This is a genomic window from Prevotella scopos JCM 17725 (assembly GCF_018127785.1).
In the GTDB taxonomy this organism is placed as follows: Bacteria; Bacteroidota; Bacteroidia; order Bacteroidales; family Bacteroidaceae; genus Prevotella; species Prevotella scopos.
The window spans coordinates 863,642-884,297 of sequence record NZ_CP072390.1; the positions used below are offsets into that span (position 1 = coordinate 863,642).

Annotated in this window: 18 protein-coding genes and 1 pseudogene; 5 read left to right on the top strand and 14 right to left on the bottom strand. The window is 38.1% G+C overall.

The window, feature by feature from the left end; all coding sequences use genetic code 11:
• The first annotated feature begins 437 nt into the window (after positions 1-437).
• Complete coding sequence (locus tag J4856_RS09000; protein WP_025839749.1) at positions 438-1,127, top strand: HAD family hydrolase; 690 nt, start codon at positions 438-440, stop codon at positions 1,125-1,127.
• Between the two features lie 169 nt (positions 1,128-1,296).
• Positions 1,297-1,455, top strand: a complete 159-nt coding sequence (locus J4856_RS09005; RefSeq protein WP_234967316.1) for a hypothetical protein — start codon at positions 1,297-1,299, stop codon at positions 1,453-1,455.
• Positions 1,456-1,994: 539 nt separating this feature from the next.
• On the opposite strand, the gene rpmA is transcribed toward J4856_RS09005, so the two are convergent.
• From rpmA to J4856_RS09055, 10 genes are all read right to left on the bottom strand, one after another.
• Entirely contained in the window at positions 1,995-2,285 is a 291-nt protein-coding gene (gene rpmA / locus J4856_RS09010; RefSeq protein ID WP_004361192.1) for a 50S ribosomal protein L27, read from the bottom strand.
• A gap of 16 nt (positions 2,286-2,301) precedes the next feature.
• Complete coding sequence (gene rplU, locus J4856_RS09015; RefSeq protein WP_025839751.1) at positions 2,302-2,619, bottom strand: 50S ribosomal protein L21; 318 nt, start codon at positions 2,617-2,619, stop codon at positions 2,302-2,304.
• Positions 2,620-3,373: 754 nt separating this feature from the next.
• Complete coding sequence (locus J4856_RS09020; RefSeq protein ID WP_044081272.1) at positions 3,374-3,889, bottom strand: hypothetical protein; 516 nt, start codon at positions 3,887-3,889, stop codon at positions 3,374-3,376.
• Between the two features lie 3 nt (positions 3,890-3,892).
• Positions 3,893-5,665: an ATP-dependent DNA helicase gene (locus J4856_RS09025; RefSeq protein WP_025839752.1), complete on the bottom strand. Its 1,773-nt coding sequence runs from the start codon at positions 5,663-5,665 to the stop codon at positions 3,893-3,895.
• Between the two features lie 184 nt (positions 5,666-5,849).
• Positions 5,850-8,372 carry a transglycosylase domain-containing protein gene (locus J4856_RS09030; RefSeq protein WP_065367801.1) on the bottom strand — a complete coding sequence of 841 codons (2,523 nt, stop codon included), beginning with the start codon at positions 8,370-8,372 and terminating at the stop codon, positions 5,850-5,852.
• A gap of 77 nt (positions 8,373-8,449) precedes the next feature.
• Positions 8,450-9,376: a tRNA (adenosine(37)-N6)-dimethylallyltransferase MiaA gene (gene miaA / locus J4856_RS09035; RefSeq protein WP_025839753.1), complete on the bottom strand. Its 927-nt coding sequence runs from the start codon at positions 9,374-9,376 to the stop codon at positions 8,450-8,452.
• Positions 9,377-9,488: 112 nt separating this feature from the next.
• Positions 9,489-10,259, bottom strand: coding sequence for an acyl-ACP--UDP-N-acetylglucosamine O-acyltransferase (gene lpxA / locus J4856_RS09040; RefSeq protein WP_025839754.1), 771 nt, complete (start codon positions 10,257-10,259; stop codon positions 9,489-9,491).
• A gap of 16 nt (positions 10,260-10,275) precedes the next feature.
• Positions 10,276-11,664, bottom strand: coding sequence for a bifunctional UDP-3-O-[3-hydroxymyristoyl] N-acetylglucosamine deacetylase/3-hydroxyacyl-ACP dehydratase (locus J4856_RS09045; RefSeq protein ID WP_065367800.1), 1,389 nt, complete (start codon positions 11,662-11,664; stop codon positions 10,276-10,278).
• A gap of 5 nt (positions 11,665-11,669) precedes the next feature.
• Positions 11,670-12,710: a UDP-3-O-(3-hydroxymyristoyl)glucosamine N-acyltransferase gene (lpxD, locus tag J4856_RS09050; RefSeq protein ID WP_025839755.1), complete on the bottom strand. Its 1,041-nt coding sequence runs from the start codon at positions 12,708-12,710 to the stop codon at positions 11,670-11,672.
• 50 nt (positions 12,711-12,760) lie between these two features.
• Positions 12,761-13,255 (bottom strand): hypothetical protein, encoded by a 495-nt coding sequence (locus J4856_RS09055; protein WP_234967317.1) that lies wholly within the window; start codon positions 13,253-13,255, stop codon positions 12,761-12,763.
• Positions 13,256-13,444: 189 nt separating this feature from the next.
• Here J4856_RS09055 and J4856_RS09060 point away from each other — a divergent pair, with 189 nt between their 5' ends.
• Positions 13,445-15,325 (top strand): IS1634 family transposase, encoded by a 1,881-nt coding sequence (locus J4856_RS09060; protein ID WP_065367799.1) that lies wholly within the window; start codon positions 13,445-13,447, stop codon positions 15,323-15,325.
• A 59-nt stretch (positions 15,326-15,384) separates the two neighbouring features.
• On the opposite strand, the pseudogene J4856_RS09065 reads toward J4856_RS09060, so the two are convergent.
• Positions 15,385-16,089: pseudogene (locus J4856_RS09065) on the bottom strand (HD domain-containing protein); the annotation flags it as partial.
• 233 nt (positions 16,090-16,322) lie between these two features.
• On the opposite strand from J4856_RS09065, the gene J4856_RS09070 reads away from it, so the two are divergent.
• Both J4856_RS09070 and J4856_RS09075 read left to right on the top strand, forming a co-directional pair.
• A complete protein-coding gene (locus tag J4856_RS09070) occupies positions 16,323-16,541 on the top strand; it encodes a hypothetical protein (RefSeq protein ID WP_065367798.1) in 219 nt (72 codons plus the stop codon).
• Positions 16,542-16,583: 42 nt separating this feature from the next.
• Positions 16,584-18,125, top strand: coding sequence for a RapZ C-terminal domain-containing protein (locus tag J4856_RS09075; RefSeq protein ID WP_025839316.1), 1,542 nt, complete (start codon positions 16,584-16,586; stop codon positions 18,123-18,125).
• Positions 18,126-18,247: 122 nt separating this feature from the next.
• Here the strand turns inward: J4856_RS09075 and J4856_RS09080 are convergent, their stop codons facing one another.
• The 3 genes from J4856_RS09080 to J4856_RS09090 all read right to left on the bottom strand — a co-directional run bounded on the left by J4856_RS09080 (position 18,248) and on the right by J4856_RS09090 (position 20,464).
• The gene (locus J4856_RS09080; RefSeq protein WP_025839319.1) at positions 18,248-18,604 is read right to left on the bottom strand and encodes a MarR family winged helix-turn-helix transcriptional regulator; all 357 of its coding nucleotides are present in this window, start codon (positions 18,602-18,604) and stop codon (positions 18,248-18,250) included.
• Positions 18,605-18,613: 9 nt separating this feature from the next.
• Positions 18,614-19,123: a thioredoxin gene (gene trxA, locus J4856_RS09085; RefSeq protein WP_025839321.1), complete on the bottom strand. Its 510-nt coding sequence runs from the start codon at positions 19,121-19,123 to the stop codon at positions 18,614-18,616.
• A 765-nt stretch (positions 19,124-19,888) separates the two neighbouring features.
• Entirely contained in the window at positions 19,889-20,464 is a 576-nt protein-coding gene (locus J4856_RS09090; RefSeq protein ID WP_025839322.1) for a porin family protein, read from the bottom strand.
• Between the last annotated feature and the right edge of the window lie 192 nt (positions 20,465-20,656).

Genomic DNA, 20,656 nt, shown 5'->3' on the forward strand with positions numbered 1-20,656 from the left:
AAAAGTTATTTTAAGTAACTTCTTTTGATTGAAAAGTTATCCGTTTTGGATAACTTTTTTCATTTTATTACTCGAAAAGTTTTCCATTTTGATAAACTTCGTGCTGCAAATTTATATAAAACTATTCATTCAACAAAGAAAATCTGAACTAAAAAATATTGGATAAATTACTAATTTTGTGTATCATTTTGTGTGGAACATCGATGGTATAAGGGTTTGAAGTTTTATTAGTAGGCTGAATCTTTTTTAGATTGAATCTTCCTGAAATCTAGTAAAGTGATAGTTTGGTAGCGTTGATGAAATAATATTCTGTAACGTTAATCATGAATATAGAGAAAACAAAGTAGAAGTTTGTTTTGTAATAAAGATTATTTTACCCTTGTTATTTGTTGCGCAGGTTTAAATGATGTATTTTTGTAGGTGAAAATAATAAAGTTATGAGAAATATATCATTAATAGCTTTCGATGCTGATGACACTTTGTGGGAGTGTCAAACTTATTTTGAATCAATTGAGAAGGAATATTGCAAGTTGCTTAGCGTTTATGCCCCTGCAGAGGAAGTGTCCAAAACTTTGTTTGCAGTTGAAACAGCTAATATGCCACTCTTGGGCTATGGTAGTAAGGCTTTTTTAATCTCTTTGGTAGAGAATGCAATAGAAGTAAGTAAAGGAAAACTTAAAGCTAATGAGGTTAAGAAGATTATCGCATTAGGTAAAGAACTTCTTGAGTTACCTGCAAAGCCCATGGATGGCGTTGAAGAAACGCTGAAGGTTCTACGTGAATCAGGGAAATATAATTTGGTTGTCTTTACGAAAGGCGAATTACTTGATCAAAAGAATAAGTTTCATCGTTCGGGGTTAAGTACTTATTTTAATGATATCATCGTTGTTTCAGATAAAACAGAAAAGTCATATCATCAGTTGTGTGAGCAATTTTCTGTCGGTGTTGATCAACTATTAATGGTGGGTAATTCTTTTCGTTCAGATATTGAACCTGTTTTGAAACTTGGCGGTTGGGCTGCACATATTCCATTTCATACTATCTGGTTGCATGAAGTAGTAGAGGAGTACGAACACCCTCACTTGTTGAAGTTAGATTTTTTTTCACAATTAAAAGACGCACTATAAAGTGTTTTTTGCTTTCAATGTTAGTACATTTTGTAAATGTTTCAGTTTATCTCAAATATTTTATGTAAGTTTGTAGGTCAAAAGTAACAAACATAGAAAGTTTATTTTAAAACTCATTATTGATAAAATGTTAGCACCACAAATAGAATTTTCAAATCGTGAGGAGCGTATGGAATTTATACAGGAACGATTTAACTGCAAATCACCATCGTGTGGCGGATGTGGCTCATGCAGTCTTCCTGATGGCGTACCTGCTACAGAGTATTTTGCTGATTATATAGATGGTAAGGTTGAATTTGTAAAGCTTGCCTCAAAGATTTGGGAATAGGAGCTAGATTTTGGTTCTGTAGGAAAAGGGTGTGGAAACAGCTACATAAAAGGTTAATGATAAAAAGTACTTTCAAACTTTGGAATAACAAGTATTCCAAAATAAGAAAGGAATAATCGTTTAAAGTACGAGATTAGTTTTATTTTTAAGTTGCTGCCATTTTTTACATCTCATGCATTTTAATAAATAATAACATTTTAAGCACCTATCGTAAATGATAGGGACTAAGATTTATGAGTTGCCTCTGTGACCACCATATCTTTGTATCTAGCAAAACTTCTGTTTTCTCAGTGGCTCAGTGTGTCATTTCTTCAACAACCATCACTTAACACTTGTCATTCTAAATATTTGAAACACTATTTTTATTCAATGATTCAAACAAAAATATGCTAGTTAAAGTAATTTTCATACTTTTTTTTATCGAACCCTTCTTTTGTTTTCTGTAGTATATTTATAGTTACCTTTATAAAAGCATGAATCCCGGCTCCAACAGGAGACCGGGATTATGTTGTTTGTTTGGAATAGTTGTTTGTTTTGCTTTAAGCTTCTGGCTTTACTGTTTTTGCAGCGTAAACCTCCTCTGAAAGGACAGAAACAGTACTCTTATTGTACTTGCCCTTGTGGAAGTAAACAACACCGTCTGCAAGAGCATACAATGTGTCGTCTTTACCCTGTGCAACATTCTCGCCTGGGAAGTGCTTATTACCGCGCTGACGAACGATAATGTTACCTGCGATAATCTTCTGGCCACCCCAGATCTTAACACCTAAACGCTTTGAAGCTGATTCACGACCGTTCTTAGAACTACCTACACCTTTTTTATGTGCCATTCTTAAGTCCTCCTTGTTAAGCGTTAATTGATTTAATTTCTACCTGAGTGAAGTGGGTACGATGACCATTCTTCTTTCTGTAGTCCTTACGACGTTTCATCTTGAAGACGATAACCTTGTCGCCCTTTACGAGAGGAGCTACTACCTCAGCTACTACTTTTGCGCCCTCAACAGTTGGTGCGCCTACTGTGATTGTTCCGTTGTTATCAACCAACAGAACCTTGTCAAACTCAACAGCCTTGCCTTCTTCCGCATCTTTGATGTGGTTTACGAAGAGCTTCTTGCCCTCCTCAGCCTTGAACTGCTGACCGTTAATTTCTACAATTGCGTACATTATTTTATTGTAAACGGGTTTGTACCGTTGGGCGGCTGAGCATCTATCCAGCACTTGTTCTGAGCCCACAACGGCATAATCGGGTACAAAGTTACTAAATTTTAATGTTATGTAACATGTTTCTCGATAATATTTCTTACTAAATTAACAATAATTAGAGTATTCTCAAGGTGAGATGACTGGTTTATTGTTGTTTTTAATGGCGTTATATAGAGAATCCTGCAATGGGTAATGTTGTATTATCAACTATGATGATGAGCTAAAGATAGTTTTTCAAGTAAATACTTTTCTTATCGATTATACTTGAAACGATCAAATATGCTTATCTTTTTGTGATTCTCACCTTGTACCTCGTGAATCTTTTTCTGTCCCGCGTGAAATCCTATGGTCAATGCACTTTACTACAATTGTTTACTTTCTTGATACTCACTTAAGTACTATAATATTTGTCCGTGCTACCTGGACTGTTGTTCCGAAGCGTCCGGACATTTTGTCCGGAGGCTTCGGACAATTATTGTAAGGTCCATTATACGAGAGGTTTTGTTCTTTTTCTGGCTGAAGTTTGTCATAAATGGCGACTCTCCAATTGACTCCAACTGTTAATGTTTGAATATACTTTCCACACTATTGATAGAAAGGTATCAAATCATTTGTTGTCTGCGTTCCCATAGGAATCGTGAAAATATCGATAAAGGATATCCTTAAGAACATGAAAACATCCCGCTTCATCTTCCGAAAGATTGTGTAAATAAGTTTAATGATTGGCTTTAATCATGTCTTTATTCAGATGAGTAACAAAAACCTGTTGCCCACCTTTACTAAAAGCGATTTTATATATCCCTCCTTGTTTATCTTTTCTTTCGTAGGTATATTCAAACTTATTTATATCCCAGCACGTATCATGCTGTGCAGCAAGGTCTATATGCTGATAAAATTCCTTACTTGGGATAGTGTCAAGAATCAGTGTTGCTGAGTAGTTACCACTGGCAACTGATTCTTCATCAGCAGCTATGCTAACAGAATCGGGGATAAACGGGATAGCCTTTGCTGTTTTATATTTGGGAAATTGAATAGAAGTAATGCTGTGTAAATCAATATTAAGTTTACCATTTTCAACATGTGGCATAAACTCCTTTGCCGCAACTGTATCTTTATCATCGCCTCCCTCGATAGATTTACTTTGATGACAAGATGCAATTGCTATAATTATGATCACAATACCTAAAACGATTGTTGCTATTGTTTTCGAGAAATTATTTTTCTTTTCCATTATCTATTTATTCTTCTTTGTTGAAGACTTTAGTTTCTTCAATCTTTTTTGTGCTGTAGGGTTATCGGGGTAGAGGGCAATTGCTTTCTCATAGTTAGCAATAGCTGCTTCAGTCATTGCTTCACGTTCGCACTCTTTACCCATTAAAACGTATTCAACGGATAGTTCTTTTAGATATTCATTCTTTTCAGCTTGCTGCTTCCTAAGTTCTTTGTTCTCAGCGCGCAGTTTGTTTATGATATTCAGTTTGCGTCTGATAAAACGCTTTGCTGTAGGTCGTTCAATATCATATCTACTATGGATTGCAAGAAAAAAATTACGAAGAAAGGCATCAAAGTCGCCATCATCGAATGCACGTGTTGCATCATAGTACTCTTTGTCAGCCTTGCTCTGCTTGAGTGCTTTCGAGATAATATTGTTATCGTTATAATGTTTGGCAAATTGTGTCACCTCACTTCTCACAAAGACTTCATTTCGGCGTAAAGGTTCTTTGAGGGTAATACCCTCAAGACTTGTACAACGTGAGAGGGCAACGTATGCCTGACCTCCTGCAAAGACACCACCTGTAAAATCAATATTTACGTTTTTGAAGGTTAGTCCTTGACTTTTGTGAACAGTGATAGCCCAAGCCAATTTAATAGGGAATTGAATATAAGTACCTATCTGTTCCTCTTCAATTCTTTGTTCTTCCTCATTAAAACGATATCTTATGTTCTCCCACATCTCACGTTGAACTTGTAAGTCTTCACCATCTTCTGTATGGACATAGAGCATACCAGCTTCTTCGTCGATACCGATAATGATACCTAAGGTTCCATTGACCCATTGTTTTTCAATGTCATTTTTAATAAACATGATATGTGCTCCAACCTTGAGATTCAATTCGATAGGGGTGGGGAGGCTACTCTCCGGAAATTCGCCTTTGATTTCACCTAAGAACATGACGGGATTTCCTTCAAGACTTTCGAGTCCTTCATTATTAATCCAGTCCACGGTATCACGCTTCGTTGATAAAGTAATCGTGAAATCTCCTTCAGGTTTGTCTGCATTTTCCAAGCGTGCCCCGATGCGCTCATTAATCAACTTGAAATCTGTATCTGAAACTTGATTCGTGCGGATATGGTCAAGAATGGATATAAAACTAGAATCAGTCTGACGATATACTTTAGTGAGTTCAATACTTACAAGAGGGTAATCTTGGAAAACTTTTGCATCAAAGAAATAACTGCTTGAATAAAAAGGTTGTAGTAGCTTACGATCTTCCTCCTTCAAGACAGGCTCAAGCTGATAAACATCACCCACTAAAAGAAGCTGTTTCCCACCAAATGGTTCACGCATATTACGATTGTATATCCGTAGAAATTTGTCAATGAAGTCAATGATATCAGCCCGTACCATGCTGATTTCGTCAATTATAATCAGTTCGACTTCGCGTAGCAATTTACATTTGTCACCATTATATTTCATCGTACTACGCAGATTGCGCGCAGAATAACGTTTATCTGTGGGAACAAGTGGATAGAAAGGGAGTTTAAAAAAACTGTGTAGCGTACTACCACCAGCATTGATTGCAGCAATTCCTGTTGGTGCTAGAATAATATGTTTTTTCTTCGTTGTAGCAGCAATGTAACGTAGAAACGTAGATTTTCCTGTTCCTGCTTTTCCGGTTAAGAAGAGGGAATTATTGGTGAACTGGATAATTTGAAGCGCTTTTTGTAGCTCTGTATTATCCAAGTCAATTGTATTAATGTCTATGTTTGCTTTCTTTTGAGACATTGCTTTTGAGCTTCATTGCCCTACGCAGATTATTTTTTATTTATAACTTACCACTTTATAGTCTTACACTCTATAAATGTATTTGCTGATATCAACTACAGAAGTAATAGGCTAGATTGTCAAAACTGGGATTATTTCCTTTATATTCACAGAGGTTTGACTCTCTGTGAATATAATGAAATACCTATACTTCCATATCCTCACTGCGCGGCTTCTTTGCCTTCTTTATGATTTTCTGTGATTCATTATTAGGACTGTTGTTTTCTCTTTCTGGGGCTGGCTGTGGCATTGGCTCTAAGATAAAGCCACCCTCATCATTGTTTTCGTTTTCATCAATAGGCTCTTCTTCCTTTTCTTGATGTCGGCGTCTAGAGATAACACCCTGTAATGAATCTGGTAAAGCATGACGAATCACTGTAGGCTGACAATTGTATGCTGTTGGATCAATTCCTTCGTCTGGATCTATTTGCCACTTAGCATGATACTTCTGGAAGGCCTTATCACGCATTAAGCTGTAAATAAACTCTCCACAGATAGGTAAGGCTGTCTTCGAACCTTGTCCTAAAGCACCTGTACGGAAGTGAATTGAGCGGTATTCTCCACCTACCCATGCACCTACAACAAGCTTTGGACTGACTGCAATAAACCATGCGTCAGAGTGGTTATTACTTGTTCCTGTCTTTCCTCCCCAGTCCGTATCACCGAAAATATAATGGCGTAGAGCCAGACTTGTACCGCCACCTTCATTCACTCCAGCTTTCAGCATTTGTTGCATGAGGAAGGCAGACTTGTAAGGTAACACTCGCTCATGGTCTTTTGGTGCAACATAGACCTCATTACCATCTTTATCCAAGATTCGTGTAACCACAACTGGAACATGATGTTCACCTTCATTGGCAACAGTGCTATAGGCATTTACCAATTCTAAAAGGTTCACGTCGCTTGATCCCAATGCCAAAGATGGCTCATCATCCAAAGGACTTTTGATACCCATCTCCTGTGCAGTACGAATAATATTCTTTATACCCATCTCTTGTCCTAAGCGCACTGCAATCGAGTTGATACTGCGAGCAAATGCACTTTTCAGTGTGATAGAATCATTAGAGAATCGACCATTGGCATTGTGAGGTGTCCATGTCTTCATCAGGCCAGTCTTCTTATCGAGTACTTCCATGCTAATATACTCGTCACGACGTTTGTCGCATGGAGTAAGTCCTTGATTGAACGCTTCTGAATAAACAAAGAGTTTGAAGGTTGAACCAGGCTGACGCTGTGCAACAACCTTGTCATACTTCCACGTCTTGAAGTCAATATCGCCCACCCAAGCACGTACAGCACCGGTTTCTGGTTCCATCGCTACCATGGCACAGTGCATGAACTTTACCATATAGCGAATAGAGTCCATTGACGACATCTCTTTCTCAATGTGTCCCTTTTCATAGTCGAAGAGAGTAACCTTATGTGGTTTGTTGAGATAATAGAGAACGCTATCACGCTGGTTTGGATATTTCTGTAACAACTTCTTATAGAAAGGTTGGCGTTCTGCAATACCCTCAATAAAGCCAGGTATTTCGTCTCCCTTTGCATCTCTCCATGGTTGCATACCACGCCAATGATTGTTAAAAGTCTGTTGAACCTTCTTCATCTGCTTAGTGGCAGCCTGTTCAGCATATTTCTGCATTCTAGTATCAATGGTTGTATAAATCCTCAATCCGCTGCTATAGAGATCATAACCATTGTCTTTCATCCAATCTTTGAAGTAGTCGGATATATACTCGCGGAAATATTGTGCCTGACCATCATAGTTCTCCTCAACATGTACATCTAACTTCATTGGAAGTTTTGAACATACTGCGTATTCACTACGAGGTAATACGTTATGTGTTACCATATTATATAACACGGTATTACGACGGCGAATAGAGTTCTTTGGATGTAAGATTGGATTATAATAAGTTGTAGCCTTCAACATACCTACCAATGTTGCAGCTTGGTCAATTGACAACTTAGACGGACTTGTGTTAAAGTATGTCTTAGCCGCTGTCTTTACACCAAAAGAGTTATTACCGAAATCAACGGTATTGGCATACATCGTAAGAATCTCTTTCTTAGAGTAGATAAGCTCTAGCTTAATGGCGATAATCCACTCTTTGCTCTTCATGATAAGCATTCTCAAGCCTGGAACATGCCCCAGCAGACCCGAAGAATATTGTGTACGAACGCGAAACATATTCTTGGCTAATTGCTGTGTGATGGTGGATGCTCCACGACCTCCACTGCCTGTCACGGCATCTTTGATAGCACCTCCGATGCCCATAAAGTCAATTCCATGATGACTATAAAAACGTTCATCCTCAGTACTGATGAGCGCATTCCAAAAAGCAGAGTTGACTTCCTCATACTTTACAGGTGTACGATTCTCTTTATAAAACCGACCAATCAGAACGGAATCAGCACTATAGATCTCAGATGCAGCATAAGTTGGCGGTGTTTTGATATCTATAAAACCTGGTGATTTCCCAAATAGCCAGAGGAAATTGATGTCAACCATACCCAAATAAAGGAAGATGGCTACAAAGAAGGATACAACTCCTATAGTAGCCTTTGTGTACCAAGCACGACCTTTATAGAGTTTTGCATACCAAGGAAAAAAGTTGATTAGCCCACGGAAAATGCTTTTTATGAATCTAAATATTTTCTTTACCATTTATAGATAATCTTCATGTTTAACGTAACTTACCAGAACTTCTAACGTCCTATGTGCTCATATAGCCCATACTGCTCTTAATACAAAAGTACTTCTTTACTTGTATCTGATATCATTGTTTGGATATAATTTAAGATTTCTTCAATCTTATCGGGATGAAACCATCTAAAAGTTGCATCTTTTTTATACCATGTGAGTTGTTTCCGAGCATATCTACGGGTATTACTCTGTATCTTAAATATGGCCTCGTCAAGAGTCGTTAAGCCATCAAGATATTCAAATAACTCTTTATAACCAACAGTATTAAGAGAATTAAGTGAACGCTTTGGATAAACTTGTAAAGCTTCTTCAATCATTCCATCTTCAATCATTTTTAAAACTCGTTGATTGATTCTTTGATAAAGTTCATCTCTATCACGATTTAAGCCTATCTTGATGATATTAAAAGGACGTTCCTTTATAGTATTTAAGCGGAATGATGTGTATGTCTTTCCTGTTTGAACACATATTTCAAGTGCATGGATAACACGTCGTGGGTTATTCTTATCAACTATTTCCCAATACGCAGGATCCTTTTCTCGCAACAGTTTGCACATTTGTTCAAGTCCTTCAGCTTCCAAACGATCCATCATATTCCTTCTTATCTCGGGGAGAATTGTAGGAATATCATCAATCCCTTTACATACTGCATCAATATACATCATAGAGCCGCCTGATAACAGAGCGATAGGGGAGGACTGAGTATTAATCAGTTCCATCACGTCCTGTTCATATCGGCTGGCAGAGTAGTAATCTTCTAAGTGATGGCTACCAACAAAATAATGTTGTATTCGTTGTTGCTGCTCGGCTGTTGGTGCTGCTGTTCCTACCGGAATTTCGGAGAAAATCTGTCGTGAATCCGCATTGATAACGGGTACGTTGAAATGTTCAGCAATACGAAGGGTTGTCTCTGTTTTACCAACGCCTGTCGAACCAGTGATGACAATTAAAGTTTTGTTTTTCAATCTGAATGCCTGATAATTATAAATAAATATAATCCAACTTAGGTAAGTTGTGAAACGCATTTATCTACTCGAACGAATCTTTCTCTACTTTTAGGAAATTGAGAGCAGACCTCTATTTAATAATACCACGTTCAGACGACTCAACAAAATCAATTATACGTTGTATTTCTGGTGTTACTTGCAATTCATTCTTAATTCTCTGGATATTTTCGGCGCGTGTACCTGTTCCATACAGGATGCGATATGCATTGTGAATTAGTTCGATAAGTTCATTTGAAAAACCACGACGACGCAGACCGATAAGGTTAATACCCATGTAACGAGCAGGCTCCTTACCAACAATAATATAAGGTGGAACATCCATTGAGAAACGAGATCCTCCCTGAATCATAACGTATCCACCGATATGGCAGAATTGATGGCAAAGAATGTTTGCAGAGATAATAGCATTATCATCAACTGTTACCTCACCTGCAAACTTTGTTGAATTGCCAATAATGTCACCAGAGCCAATGACACAATCATGTGCTATATGTACACACTCCATCAACAAGTTGTTGCTACCAACCTTTGTAGTACCCTTAGAAGCCGTACCGCGTGAGATGGTAACATTCTCACGAATAGAGTTGTTGTCACCGATCTCACACAATGAATCTTCGTTCCTAAACTTCAAGTCCTGAGGTTTAGTTGAGATGCTGGCACCAGGGAAAATCTCATTGTTATTGCCCAAACGTGCGCCTACATGGATCGTTACACTATTCTGGAACACATTATTGTCACCGATGACAGTATTCTTATCGATGTAACAGAATGGTCCAATTATATTATTATCACCAAGTTTCGCCTCTGGATGAACAAAGGCCAATGGACTTATCTGGTTCATAATTCTCTTTCTTATATTACTTGTTCTTAACTATTTGTGCCGTAAATGTAGCTTCAGCTACAACGCGTTCACCAACAAACATATAACCTTTCATTGAACTGATTCCGTGACGTACTGGGCCTAGAAGCTCTACACGGAACATGAGTGTGTCACCAGGGACAACCTTTTGGCGGAACTTAACGTCATCAATCTTCAAGAAATAAGTTGACCAACGCTCAGGCTCTTCTACTTGTGAAAGCACCAAAAGACCACCACATTGAGCCATAGCCTCAACCTGCAATACACCTGGCATAACAGGCTCCTGTGGGAAGTGTCCTTGGAAAAATGGTTCATTGCTGGTTACATTCTTAATACCAATGATACTCGTTGAACCCATTGCGATAACCTTATCAACCAACTGCATTGGATATCTGTGAGGTAAAAGCTCACGGATACGAATATTATCCATCAATGGTTCATCATTAGGATCATACATTGGCGCTTGAATCTCATGCTTGCGTATCTCTTTACGCATCAAGCGTGCAAACTTATTGTTGACAGTATGACCAGGACGAGTAGCAATGATACGTCCCTTGATAGGTTTACCAATCAGTGCCATATCACCAATGATGTCAAGGAGTTTATGACGTGTACACTCATTATCCCATTGTAATGGCTTATGTTGGATATAACCAATATTTTTGGCATCCATGTGTGGAACCTTCAAAAGGTCAGCCAACTGATCTAGTTTCTCTTGTGAAACCTGCTGCTCGTAGATTACTATAGCATTATCCAAGTCGCCACCCTTGATAAGGTTAGCCTGCAAAAGAGGTATAATGTCACGAACAAAAACGAATGTACGCGCAGGGGCTATCTCTGTTGCATAATTATCAATATTATCTAATGTGGCAAACTGACTGCTAATAAACTTAGATTCGAAGTTACACATAGCCGTTATAGAGAATTGCTCATCAGGAAGAATCGTAATAACAGAACCATTCTTATCCTTGATTTCTATCTTTTTCCGAATGATGTAATAATCCTTCGGTGCATTCTGATCAACAATACCTACTTCGTTGATTTTGTCAACATACATGGTTGCAGAGCCATCAAGAATTGGGAATTCTGGACCATTGATTTGAATAAGGCAGTTGTCTATACCCATAGCATAAAGTGCAGACATACCATGTTCTATCGTACTAATGCGTGCTTCACCTTTTGCCAATACTGTTCCTCGCTGTGTATCGACAACATTTTCTGCAACAGCATCAATGATAGGCTGCCCTTCAAGGTCTATTCTTTGAATCTTATATCCTGTATTCTCTGGAGCAGGATTAAAAGTTACAGTAAGGCTCAATCCAGTATGAAGTCCTTTTCCGAAGAGGGAAAAACTTCCCTTCAATGTTTTCTGCTTAACTGTTTCCATGTATGTTATTTGTTCTTTTTCAATTCTTCAATTTCTTTCTGCAGTGCATTCAACTGCTTGTACATCTCTGGCAAACGTTGGAAGATAGCCTGTGACTTAAAGTATGGGCGTTGCTCCATAGGGGGAGTTCCAATGAGTTGCTGATTACTCTTTAGGCTACCAGGGACACCTGACTGTGCACCGAGGAATACCTTATCACCTATAGTGATATGACCAGCAATACCCACCTGACCACCAAACATACACCATTGTCCAACCTTAGTTGAGCCAGCAATACCTACCTGAGCAGACATCACGGTATTCTCACCAATATCGTTGTTGTGCGCTATTTGAACAAGGTTGTCAAGTTTCACGCCCTTACGAACGTATGTGCTGCCCATAGTTGAGCGGTCAATACAAGTGTTGGCACCAATCTCTACGTCATCTTCTATCGTAACAATACCGATTTGAGGTATTTTATCATAGCTATCAGTTTCTGGATTAGGTGCAAAGCCAAAGCCATCCGCACCAATTACACAACCAGAATGTAGAATAACATTGTTACCAATCTTACAATCATGATAGATACTTGCGTTTGGATAAACAATACAATTACTTCCCAATTGCACACCATCCATAATTGTTGCATGTGGATAAACCTGACAGCCATCACCCAAAGCTACGCCGTCACCAATGTATGCGAATGCACCAATATACACATCCTTACCAATTGTTGCTTTAGAAGAAACAAAAGCAAGCGGGTCTATACCCTGCTTCTTTGGTTTCATACTTTCATAGAGTTGCAACAACTTAGCAACGCAATCTCGTGCATTCTTTACACGGATAAGAGTAGGCTTTACTTCCTTGTCCAATTGGATATCCTCATCTATGAGGACAATGCTTGACTCAGTTTCAAAGAGATAGTGTATATATTTAGGGTTTGCAAGAAAGGAGATAGCTCCTTTCTTACCTTCTTCAATCTTGGCGAAGGTATTAATGGTTACGTTTTCGTCACCTTCAATACGACCTTGTATAAATTGCGATATTTGTTTCGCAGAGAATTCCATTTATATTGCCTTTTATTGATTATAATTTGTGCAAAGATAGGGATTTTTTATTAGAAACGTTGATAAGATAGGTAATATTTACATATTTTTTTCGAGAGTAATTCAATGTTCAAAATCTCTGATGCTTCGGTTATATCTTTCAAAGTTCCATCTTTATAGAGAATGCTGATGTGGTCATCGAATGGATTATACATGTCTTTCTGTACACGATTTACTCCAACGAGGTAATCACAATCAGAAAGATTTATTTCATATCGTTCGGAGATAAGTTTCTTAAGCTGATTGATTTCATCTTGTGTAGGTTCTTTTTCTCTCACTTCAACTTTAAATATTTTTCGATTAATTATGTTTGATGAGAGTAAAGAAAGAATCCTGTCTTCATGCTGTTGCCATACTTTAATAGCGCTCCATATATCATTGTCATCCAACGCAATATAATTATCTAACGCTTTCTTATCTTTAATGAATGTTTCTGCCGTAATATCATTGTAAAGGAAGTAATGTAGTGCTGGTGATGCAAAAAGATTTACTCCTTCTTTAGCCAATTGTTTAGCACGACGTAAAGTGTTAACCCAAGTTTAACCGGTAAAAATATTTTTCATAAATTTTCGGGATGTTTTATGTAGTATTAATTTCATAAAAGACTGATAATCAAGCATAGGGTATTGTAACGAGGAGTAAAATCTGATTTGTAGGACACCGTCATATCAAAATTATTTTGTTACTTTGCACTCATGCACGCAAATGTACAGACACGATTCAACCCTGCAACAGGCGACATGGCTCCTTTTTATCGCATTAAGGAGTCATATCGTGACGTGCAGGGTCATGTACATTCGCTAATTCTGTTGAACATCGGGTTCGAACCTTCACTTACAGCCGTACAGGTTCGAAAAATTGCATACGCACTTACCGAACGCTTCAAAAACAGAAGTACACCCTCGCTTTTCAAGGAACATCTTGACGGACTTACTCCTATTGAACAGGTAAAGGCTGATGAATGGTGGAGCCGTATGGAGAACGAAGGTGGAATTGATAGGTTTAACAAGGAAGAGCAGAAGTCGCTGAGAAAATATGAGAACTACGTTGACCTTGAGACGGCAAAATATACTGACGCAAGGAATGTCGGTGCTGAGTGGCTCTGCAAGCAGACGATAGACAAACTGCAATTAGAGGGTTTCCTGCGCAAAAACGGCTGGACGGAGAATACAATACACACAGCTTTGTCAGCATTGATTGTTCGCACAGTATATGCTGTTTCTGAACGTTCGTCTTATTATTATTTGCGTGATAACTCGGCTGCTGGTGAACTTTATAGTGGAGTTCCTGGCTGGACACCAGGAATCAATTCTCTGTATAAAGTCACTGACAAATTATATGAACTAAAGGAACAGTTAGAGCGTCATCTGTGCAACGTTACTGACGATCTCTTTAATATAGACAACAAGTTGATGCTCTTCGACTTAACCAACTTCTATTTCGAGGGCAGCAAGCGTAACAGCAACAAGGCCAAGTTCGGCCGATCAAAAGAAAAACGCTCTGACTGTAAGCTACTTGTACTTGCACTATGTATCAATAAAGAAGGTTTTATACGTTATTCTTCTATCTTGGAGGGTAATACAGCAGACCCTAAGTCTCTGCCCAATATGATTGATACGTTAGCAAAGAGGAATCCATCACGGACAAAAGATACGCTCGTTGTCATGGATGCAGGTGTTGCCACGGAAGAGAACTTGGAGCTGATCAAAAGAAAAGGTTACAATTATCTCTGCGTATCCCGTACAAAGATGAAGGACTATACGCTCAGTGATGATAACAAGAGTGTTACGGTAATGGATGCCCGTCGGCAGAAAATAACGCTGAAAGAGGTTAAGACAGAAGATGACAAGGATTATTATCTCGAAATAACATCTCCTTCGAAAGCTATGACAGAGTCGTCTATGAACAGGGTCTGGAGAGAGCGTTTTGAGATGGAACTGAAGAGAATAAACGATGGAATCTCCAAGAAAGGTGGAACAAAAACCTATGAAAAGGTTGTTGAACGTACAGGACGTGCCATACAGAAGTACCCATCTATAGCGAAGTTCTATCAGATAAGCTACATAAAAGATGAGAAGAAACCCAAGCAGATGCTGCGCGTAGACTGGGAGATAAAAGACCTCTCGGCAATGGAGTCCGGTCACGGAGTCTACTTCCTCCGCAGCAATATCAGGACACTTTCTGAGCGTGTGACATGGGAATACTACAATCTCATTCGTGAGATAGAATGCACGAACAGGCAACTAAAGAATGACCTCAACCTCCGTCCTATCTATCATCAGAAAGATGAGCGAAGCGACGCACACCTCTTCTTCGGTTTATTAGCCTATTGGGTGGTAAACACCATCCGCTGTCAATTAAAACGAGAAGGAGAATCCTGTTACTGGACCGAGATTGTACGACGTATGAGCACCCAGAAGCTCGTCACAACAAAAGGGAAGAATCCATTAGGTGAGAACATCGAGATGCGCCAATGTAGTAGTCCTTCGAAGCAAGCAAAACAGATATACGATAAGTTGAACTTAAAACACTCACCATTCAAAAAGAATAAAATTTGTAGGACACAGAGTCCATAAGAAAAACGAGGAGAGTACGGTGACTGCAAGAAATAGGCGAAAGTGGGGGTTAAACTTGGGTTAATAAGAACATTCTCACAGCCAACTGTTGTCTTATGTAAATACACTTGCCAATACATCAAACGGCGTGAAGTAAGATAATTCTCTATAGAATAAATTCCATTTGATTCGACCACTAGTGAATCATCAACAACATTAAGCATCTTGATGATACGTGCTGAACCAATATTACCCTCTGTTACCCCTGTAAAGAAACTATCACGACGAAGATAATCAAGTCTGTCCATGTCGAGTTGACTTGAAATGAGTTGATGAAGGTATGACTTTGGGTATTCGTTCTTGAAAATACTGATGGCAAGGTTAAGTGCACCATGCATGTCTTTGTTGATACGATCCATCATCATCAGTGATATTTCCTCATGTGTGATACCAGTGATAAGGGTATTCTCTAAAACATGAGAAAAGGGGGCATGACCAATGTCGTGCATGAGGATTGCTGCCTGTACAGCCTCTGCTTCACTATCAAACATAAAAACACCTTTCTGTTGTAGTGATATTAGGGCTTCACTCATCAGATGAAAGGCACCCAAAGAATGTAGAAAGCGTGTATGTTGTGCACCTGGATAAACCTCCTGTGTCAATCCTAATTGTTTGATACGTGTTAATCGCTGCATGAGTGGATGACGTACGATGTCTAGTAAAATTCCACGTGGCACCTTTATAAATCCGAAAACAGGGTCATTAATAATCTTTGCGTCTGTCATCTTGTGTATTTATCTTGCTCTTTTTTTATTCAACATACAAAGATAGCATTTTTCTGCAACACAACATTCCTTTAGTAAAAATATTCATAAGCAGCACTCGAGCTAGAAACTTTCTTAGGTAGATATTTATAAAATTATTCGTCTTCATCTTTGATTTTATCCATAGGCAGAATAAATCTAAAATCTTCTCTGTTTTCAGCTTTTATCTGTAATCTTTTCGTTAACTTTGTGGCATGAAAAAATTGATTAATTGGAAAGAATTTGTTGTACTCTTTATAGTTATCGGGTGCATCTACTACATTACAAGGTCATGGCTTATTACGAGCGGAATACTTGTTATTCTGTTGTTAATTGATGGCTTGTTACGTCAGTATGACCACAAGAAACGAGGAGAGAAACAGGCAAAGGAGATTAATAAGGCCATTGAGGAAGAGGAAGACGCTTCCAATTAGCCCAATATTATTTTGTTGCTTAGTCACAGATGCTAAGGAGTCATGGAGAAACTATTAGAACTATATAAGAGTTGGAAGGGTATTACCCCTACAAATGTAGAGAAACTAGCAGGAGCTGGCAGTAATCGTGAATATTATCGTTTGACAGATGAAGTGGGAGATACCATTATTGGCGTGATAGGAACAAGTCGTGACGAGAATCACGCTTTTATTTATCTTGCCAAACATTTTGAGAAACGACGTTTACCTGTCCCACATATTTTTGTCGTTTCAGATGACGAGTTATATTACCTACAGTCTGACCTTGGAAACACCTCTCTCTATGATGCAATACGAGGAGGTCGTGAAGCAGGTGGACGATATAATCTTGCTGAACAAAAGTTATTACGTAATGTTATTAGGGAGCTGCCTAACATTCAGTTACGTGGTGCAAGAGGATTAGATTTTTCTAATTGTTACCCACAACCAGAATTTAATCAGGAAGGCGTACTATTTGATTTGAACTATTTTAAGTATTGCTTCCTCAAAGCGACAGAACTTGACTTTCATGAATTAAAACTTGAAGCCAATTTCCGTATGTTTGCAAAAGACTTAACGTCTGAAAAGATGGATTCCTTCCTTTATCGTGATTTTCAAGCACGTAACATCTTGTTAGATAAAGATGGGAGACCATATTTTATTGATTTCCAAGGTGGAAGAAAAGGTCCATTCTACTATGATCTTGCTTCGTTCTTATGGCAAGCAAGTGCGAAGTATTCTTTCAAACTTCGTCGCGAATTAGTGTTTGAATACTATCAGAGTCTTAAAAATTATACAGAAGTTCCTTCTAAACGCCATTTCGTTAATCGATTATCCTTGTTTGTGCTTTTCCGTACACTACAAGTTTTAGGTGCCTATGGCTTCCGTGGCTATTTTGAAAGGAAGAAGCATTTTATAGATTCTATTCCTCCGGCTATCCAAAACTTACGCGATCTCTTGACTTTAGGTGATGATGTCTTTCCATATCCATATATGATGGATATGCTAAAACGTCTTACTTTATTACCCCAGTTTGCTCATATTGAGAAATCTGCCGCAAATCGAACTGATGGGTTTAAAGTGGCTGAGAAAGATATTTATAATGCAAACCCCTTGGATGGTCCAGCAACCTTCTCTAAATATGATGGTAAGGGACCATTGGTAGTGCGCGTTTTTAGTTTCTCTTTTAAGAAAGGGATTCCAGAAGACACGTCAGGTAATGGTGGTGGTTATGTCTTTGATTGTAGAAGTACGCATAACCCTGGTCGTTATGAACCTTATAAAAAGATCACGGGTTTAGACGAACCTGTCATTCGTTTCCTTGAAGATGATGGTGAAATACTCGATTTTCTAAAACCTGTGTATGAATTGGCTAATCAACATGTAGAACGTTATATGCAACGTGGCTTTACTGATTTAATGTTCTCTTTTGGATGTACAGGCGGTCAGCACCGTTCAGTCTATAGTGCACAACATCTTGCTGAACATCTTAATAAGAAATACGGAATTGAGGTGCACATTAATCATAGAGAACAAGGCATCGAACAAATCTTGAAAGCCAAGTAAGTTGTAGCTTTGGTATAAAAAAAAGGACGTATAGTTCGTGTGTAATAATAATGCCCATTGGGTAACACACGTTCTATACGTCCCTTTTATTTCTATCTATTTAGTAAGATTGTAATATTATCTTATATCATCTCTTTTAATTCTTCAGGAACAGCTATAGAGTCACAATGTAAGTGATCCAACTTCTCTAAACCATGCTTTGTAATGTGGAATCTTTGGCAGCGCCCATCTTCTGAACATGATCGGCGACGGATAAGAGATGCCTGCTCTAATGAGGCTATAATTTTAGAGGCGTTCGACCGTGTCAACCCCATCGCTTCAGCTATTTCACCAGCCAACATGGGATGTTCACTTTCTGAAAGTAAACACAACAGCATTGATTCATTAATATTCAAACCTATTTGCTGCTGTAATCGACTTTCAAAAGCGGTGATAACACGAAATATTTCTCGAATCTTACTGATACAATGATTATCCATTGTTTACTTTTACTTCAACAAGACAGACTTGATAACCTCTTCAAACTGAGCCTTATTCATTGCCCCATTCTGCATAGTAGGTTCACCTGTCTTAGGAATGAAGAGTATTGATGGAATTGAACGAATACCAAAGAGTGCTGCGAGCTCGCGCTGCTGGTCAACATCAACCTTATAAACGTCAATCTGACCTGCATAGTCACCTGCTACCTCTTCTAGAACTGGGGCAGTAGCCTTACATGGGCCACACCATGTTGCATAGAAGTCAATGATTGCAGGTTTGTCACCCTTAAAGTTCCATGTCTTAGGACTCTTCTTGAAATCCATTATCTTCTGCTGGAACATTTCTGAATTCATTTCTGTTACATTCATCTTTGTTTCCTTTCCTTCTTTTGGGTTATTATCTTTTGTTTCTTCTGTTGTAATGGCACTATTGTCCTGTTTTTTAGGACTGTTATCTGCTTTACAAGCAGTCAAAACTAATGCCAAAATTGCTACTACAAGTGTTGCTGTACGTTTCATTAGATATTTTATTTTAATTAATTGAGGTTTTATTATCTGCTGTTTCTTAATATTGTTTTTTGTTTCCTTAGGAAAACGTTGCAAAGATAAACAATATTCTTTGTTATACCAAATTTCCAAAGGAAATTTATTCGTGTTTATTTTAACTTCTTCAATCAGATAATACCTTTATCATTAGTTTTGTCAATGTTTTTTATATAAAACTTAGAAACGAGTTATGACTTTATAAAAAGATGAGGATAGAAAGTTTTTTTAACGTAAAATTAAGTGGCTATGGATTGGTACAGGTGTATGTAAAATACCACCATGCATGTTCTTTCATACAAAACTAGAGTAGGTTATGGGATTCATCTTGAGTCAGTTTATTTTTCATGAGTTCGTAAATCCTGAACTCCTGCGTCATGTTTCCAAGGCATTTTCTCTCATTGACACATTGCAAAAACCTTTCCTTCCATTTCTATTTAATTCCCGGTGTATCCTTCAATCTCAACCTTATCATATTTTGGAAGCGTTGAATATGTTATATTAAGGCCTAACAAGAACTGTCCGGAGCCTCCGGATAAAGTGTCCAGATGCTTCGGAATAACTGTCCGAGGGCTTCGGACAAAAACAATAAGGTACTTAAGGACATCCAAAAAAGAATAGATTTTGCCTTAGAAGTAGTTATCGTACCTATAATGAGTGTGTTGAACCATTAGCAAAAAAAAGAGGTAAACACCCTTTATAAGGCGTTTACCTCTTACTAATGATTGTACTTATACTGATTTACAAATCGAACTTGTAACCCAAAGTAATCTGGAATACGCTGTTCTTAGCATCAGACAATTTGAAAGCCTTGCTAACACCCCAGTTGTAACGAGCATCAAGCTGGAAATTGTTGTATTCATAAGAAAGACCTACTGGAATAGAAACATCTACAGATTGTGCCTTTACTGGATTTTCAACTGCGTCAAGATTGTTTACCTTAAGCTTGTTGCTAACATTAAAGCCAGGTTGAACACCCAATTTTACAGCAAGACCTTTAACAACATAAACGTTTGCCATGACTGGAACGTTAATATAATCAAGGCGGTTTGTTGCATCAACAAGATTAGAAAAGTTAGCTTTTGCACCCTGCATAGAGTAGAGTACACCTGCACTTACAGAGAAAATATCACTTGCTTGATACTCACCTTCAACACCAGCTACAACACCTACACGAGGATCTGAACCCTTAAACTCTGTGAGATTAGCAATACTAACACCAACCTTTGGCTGAAGATTAAATGAACCAACTGCATGCTGTGCGAATGTAGCTACTGATGAGAGCATCATTGCTGCTACGAATAAAACTTTTTTCATAACTCTTTTTGATATTAATTTATTATATATGTTATCAATCTATTATCCTTTAATTCTTGTCGTGTGATGCATATAAGCTTGCACGCTTTTCAATAATTTTATATTGGTTTATCCAATAATTCGGATGCAAAGGTAAGTGATACTCATGTATCAGCAAAGAGTTTTATGTTAAATTGTGTGTATTTGATGTTA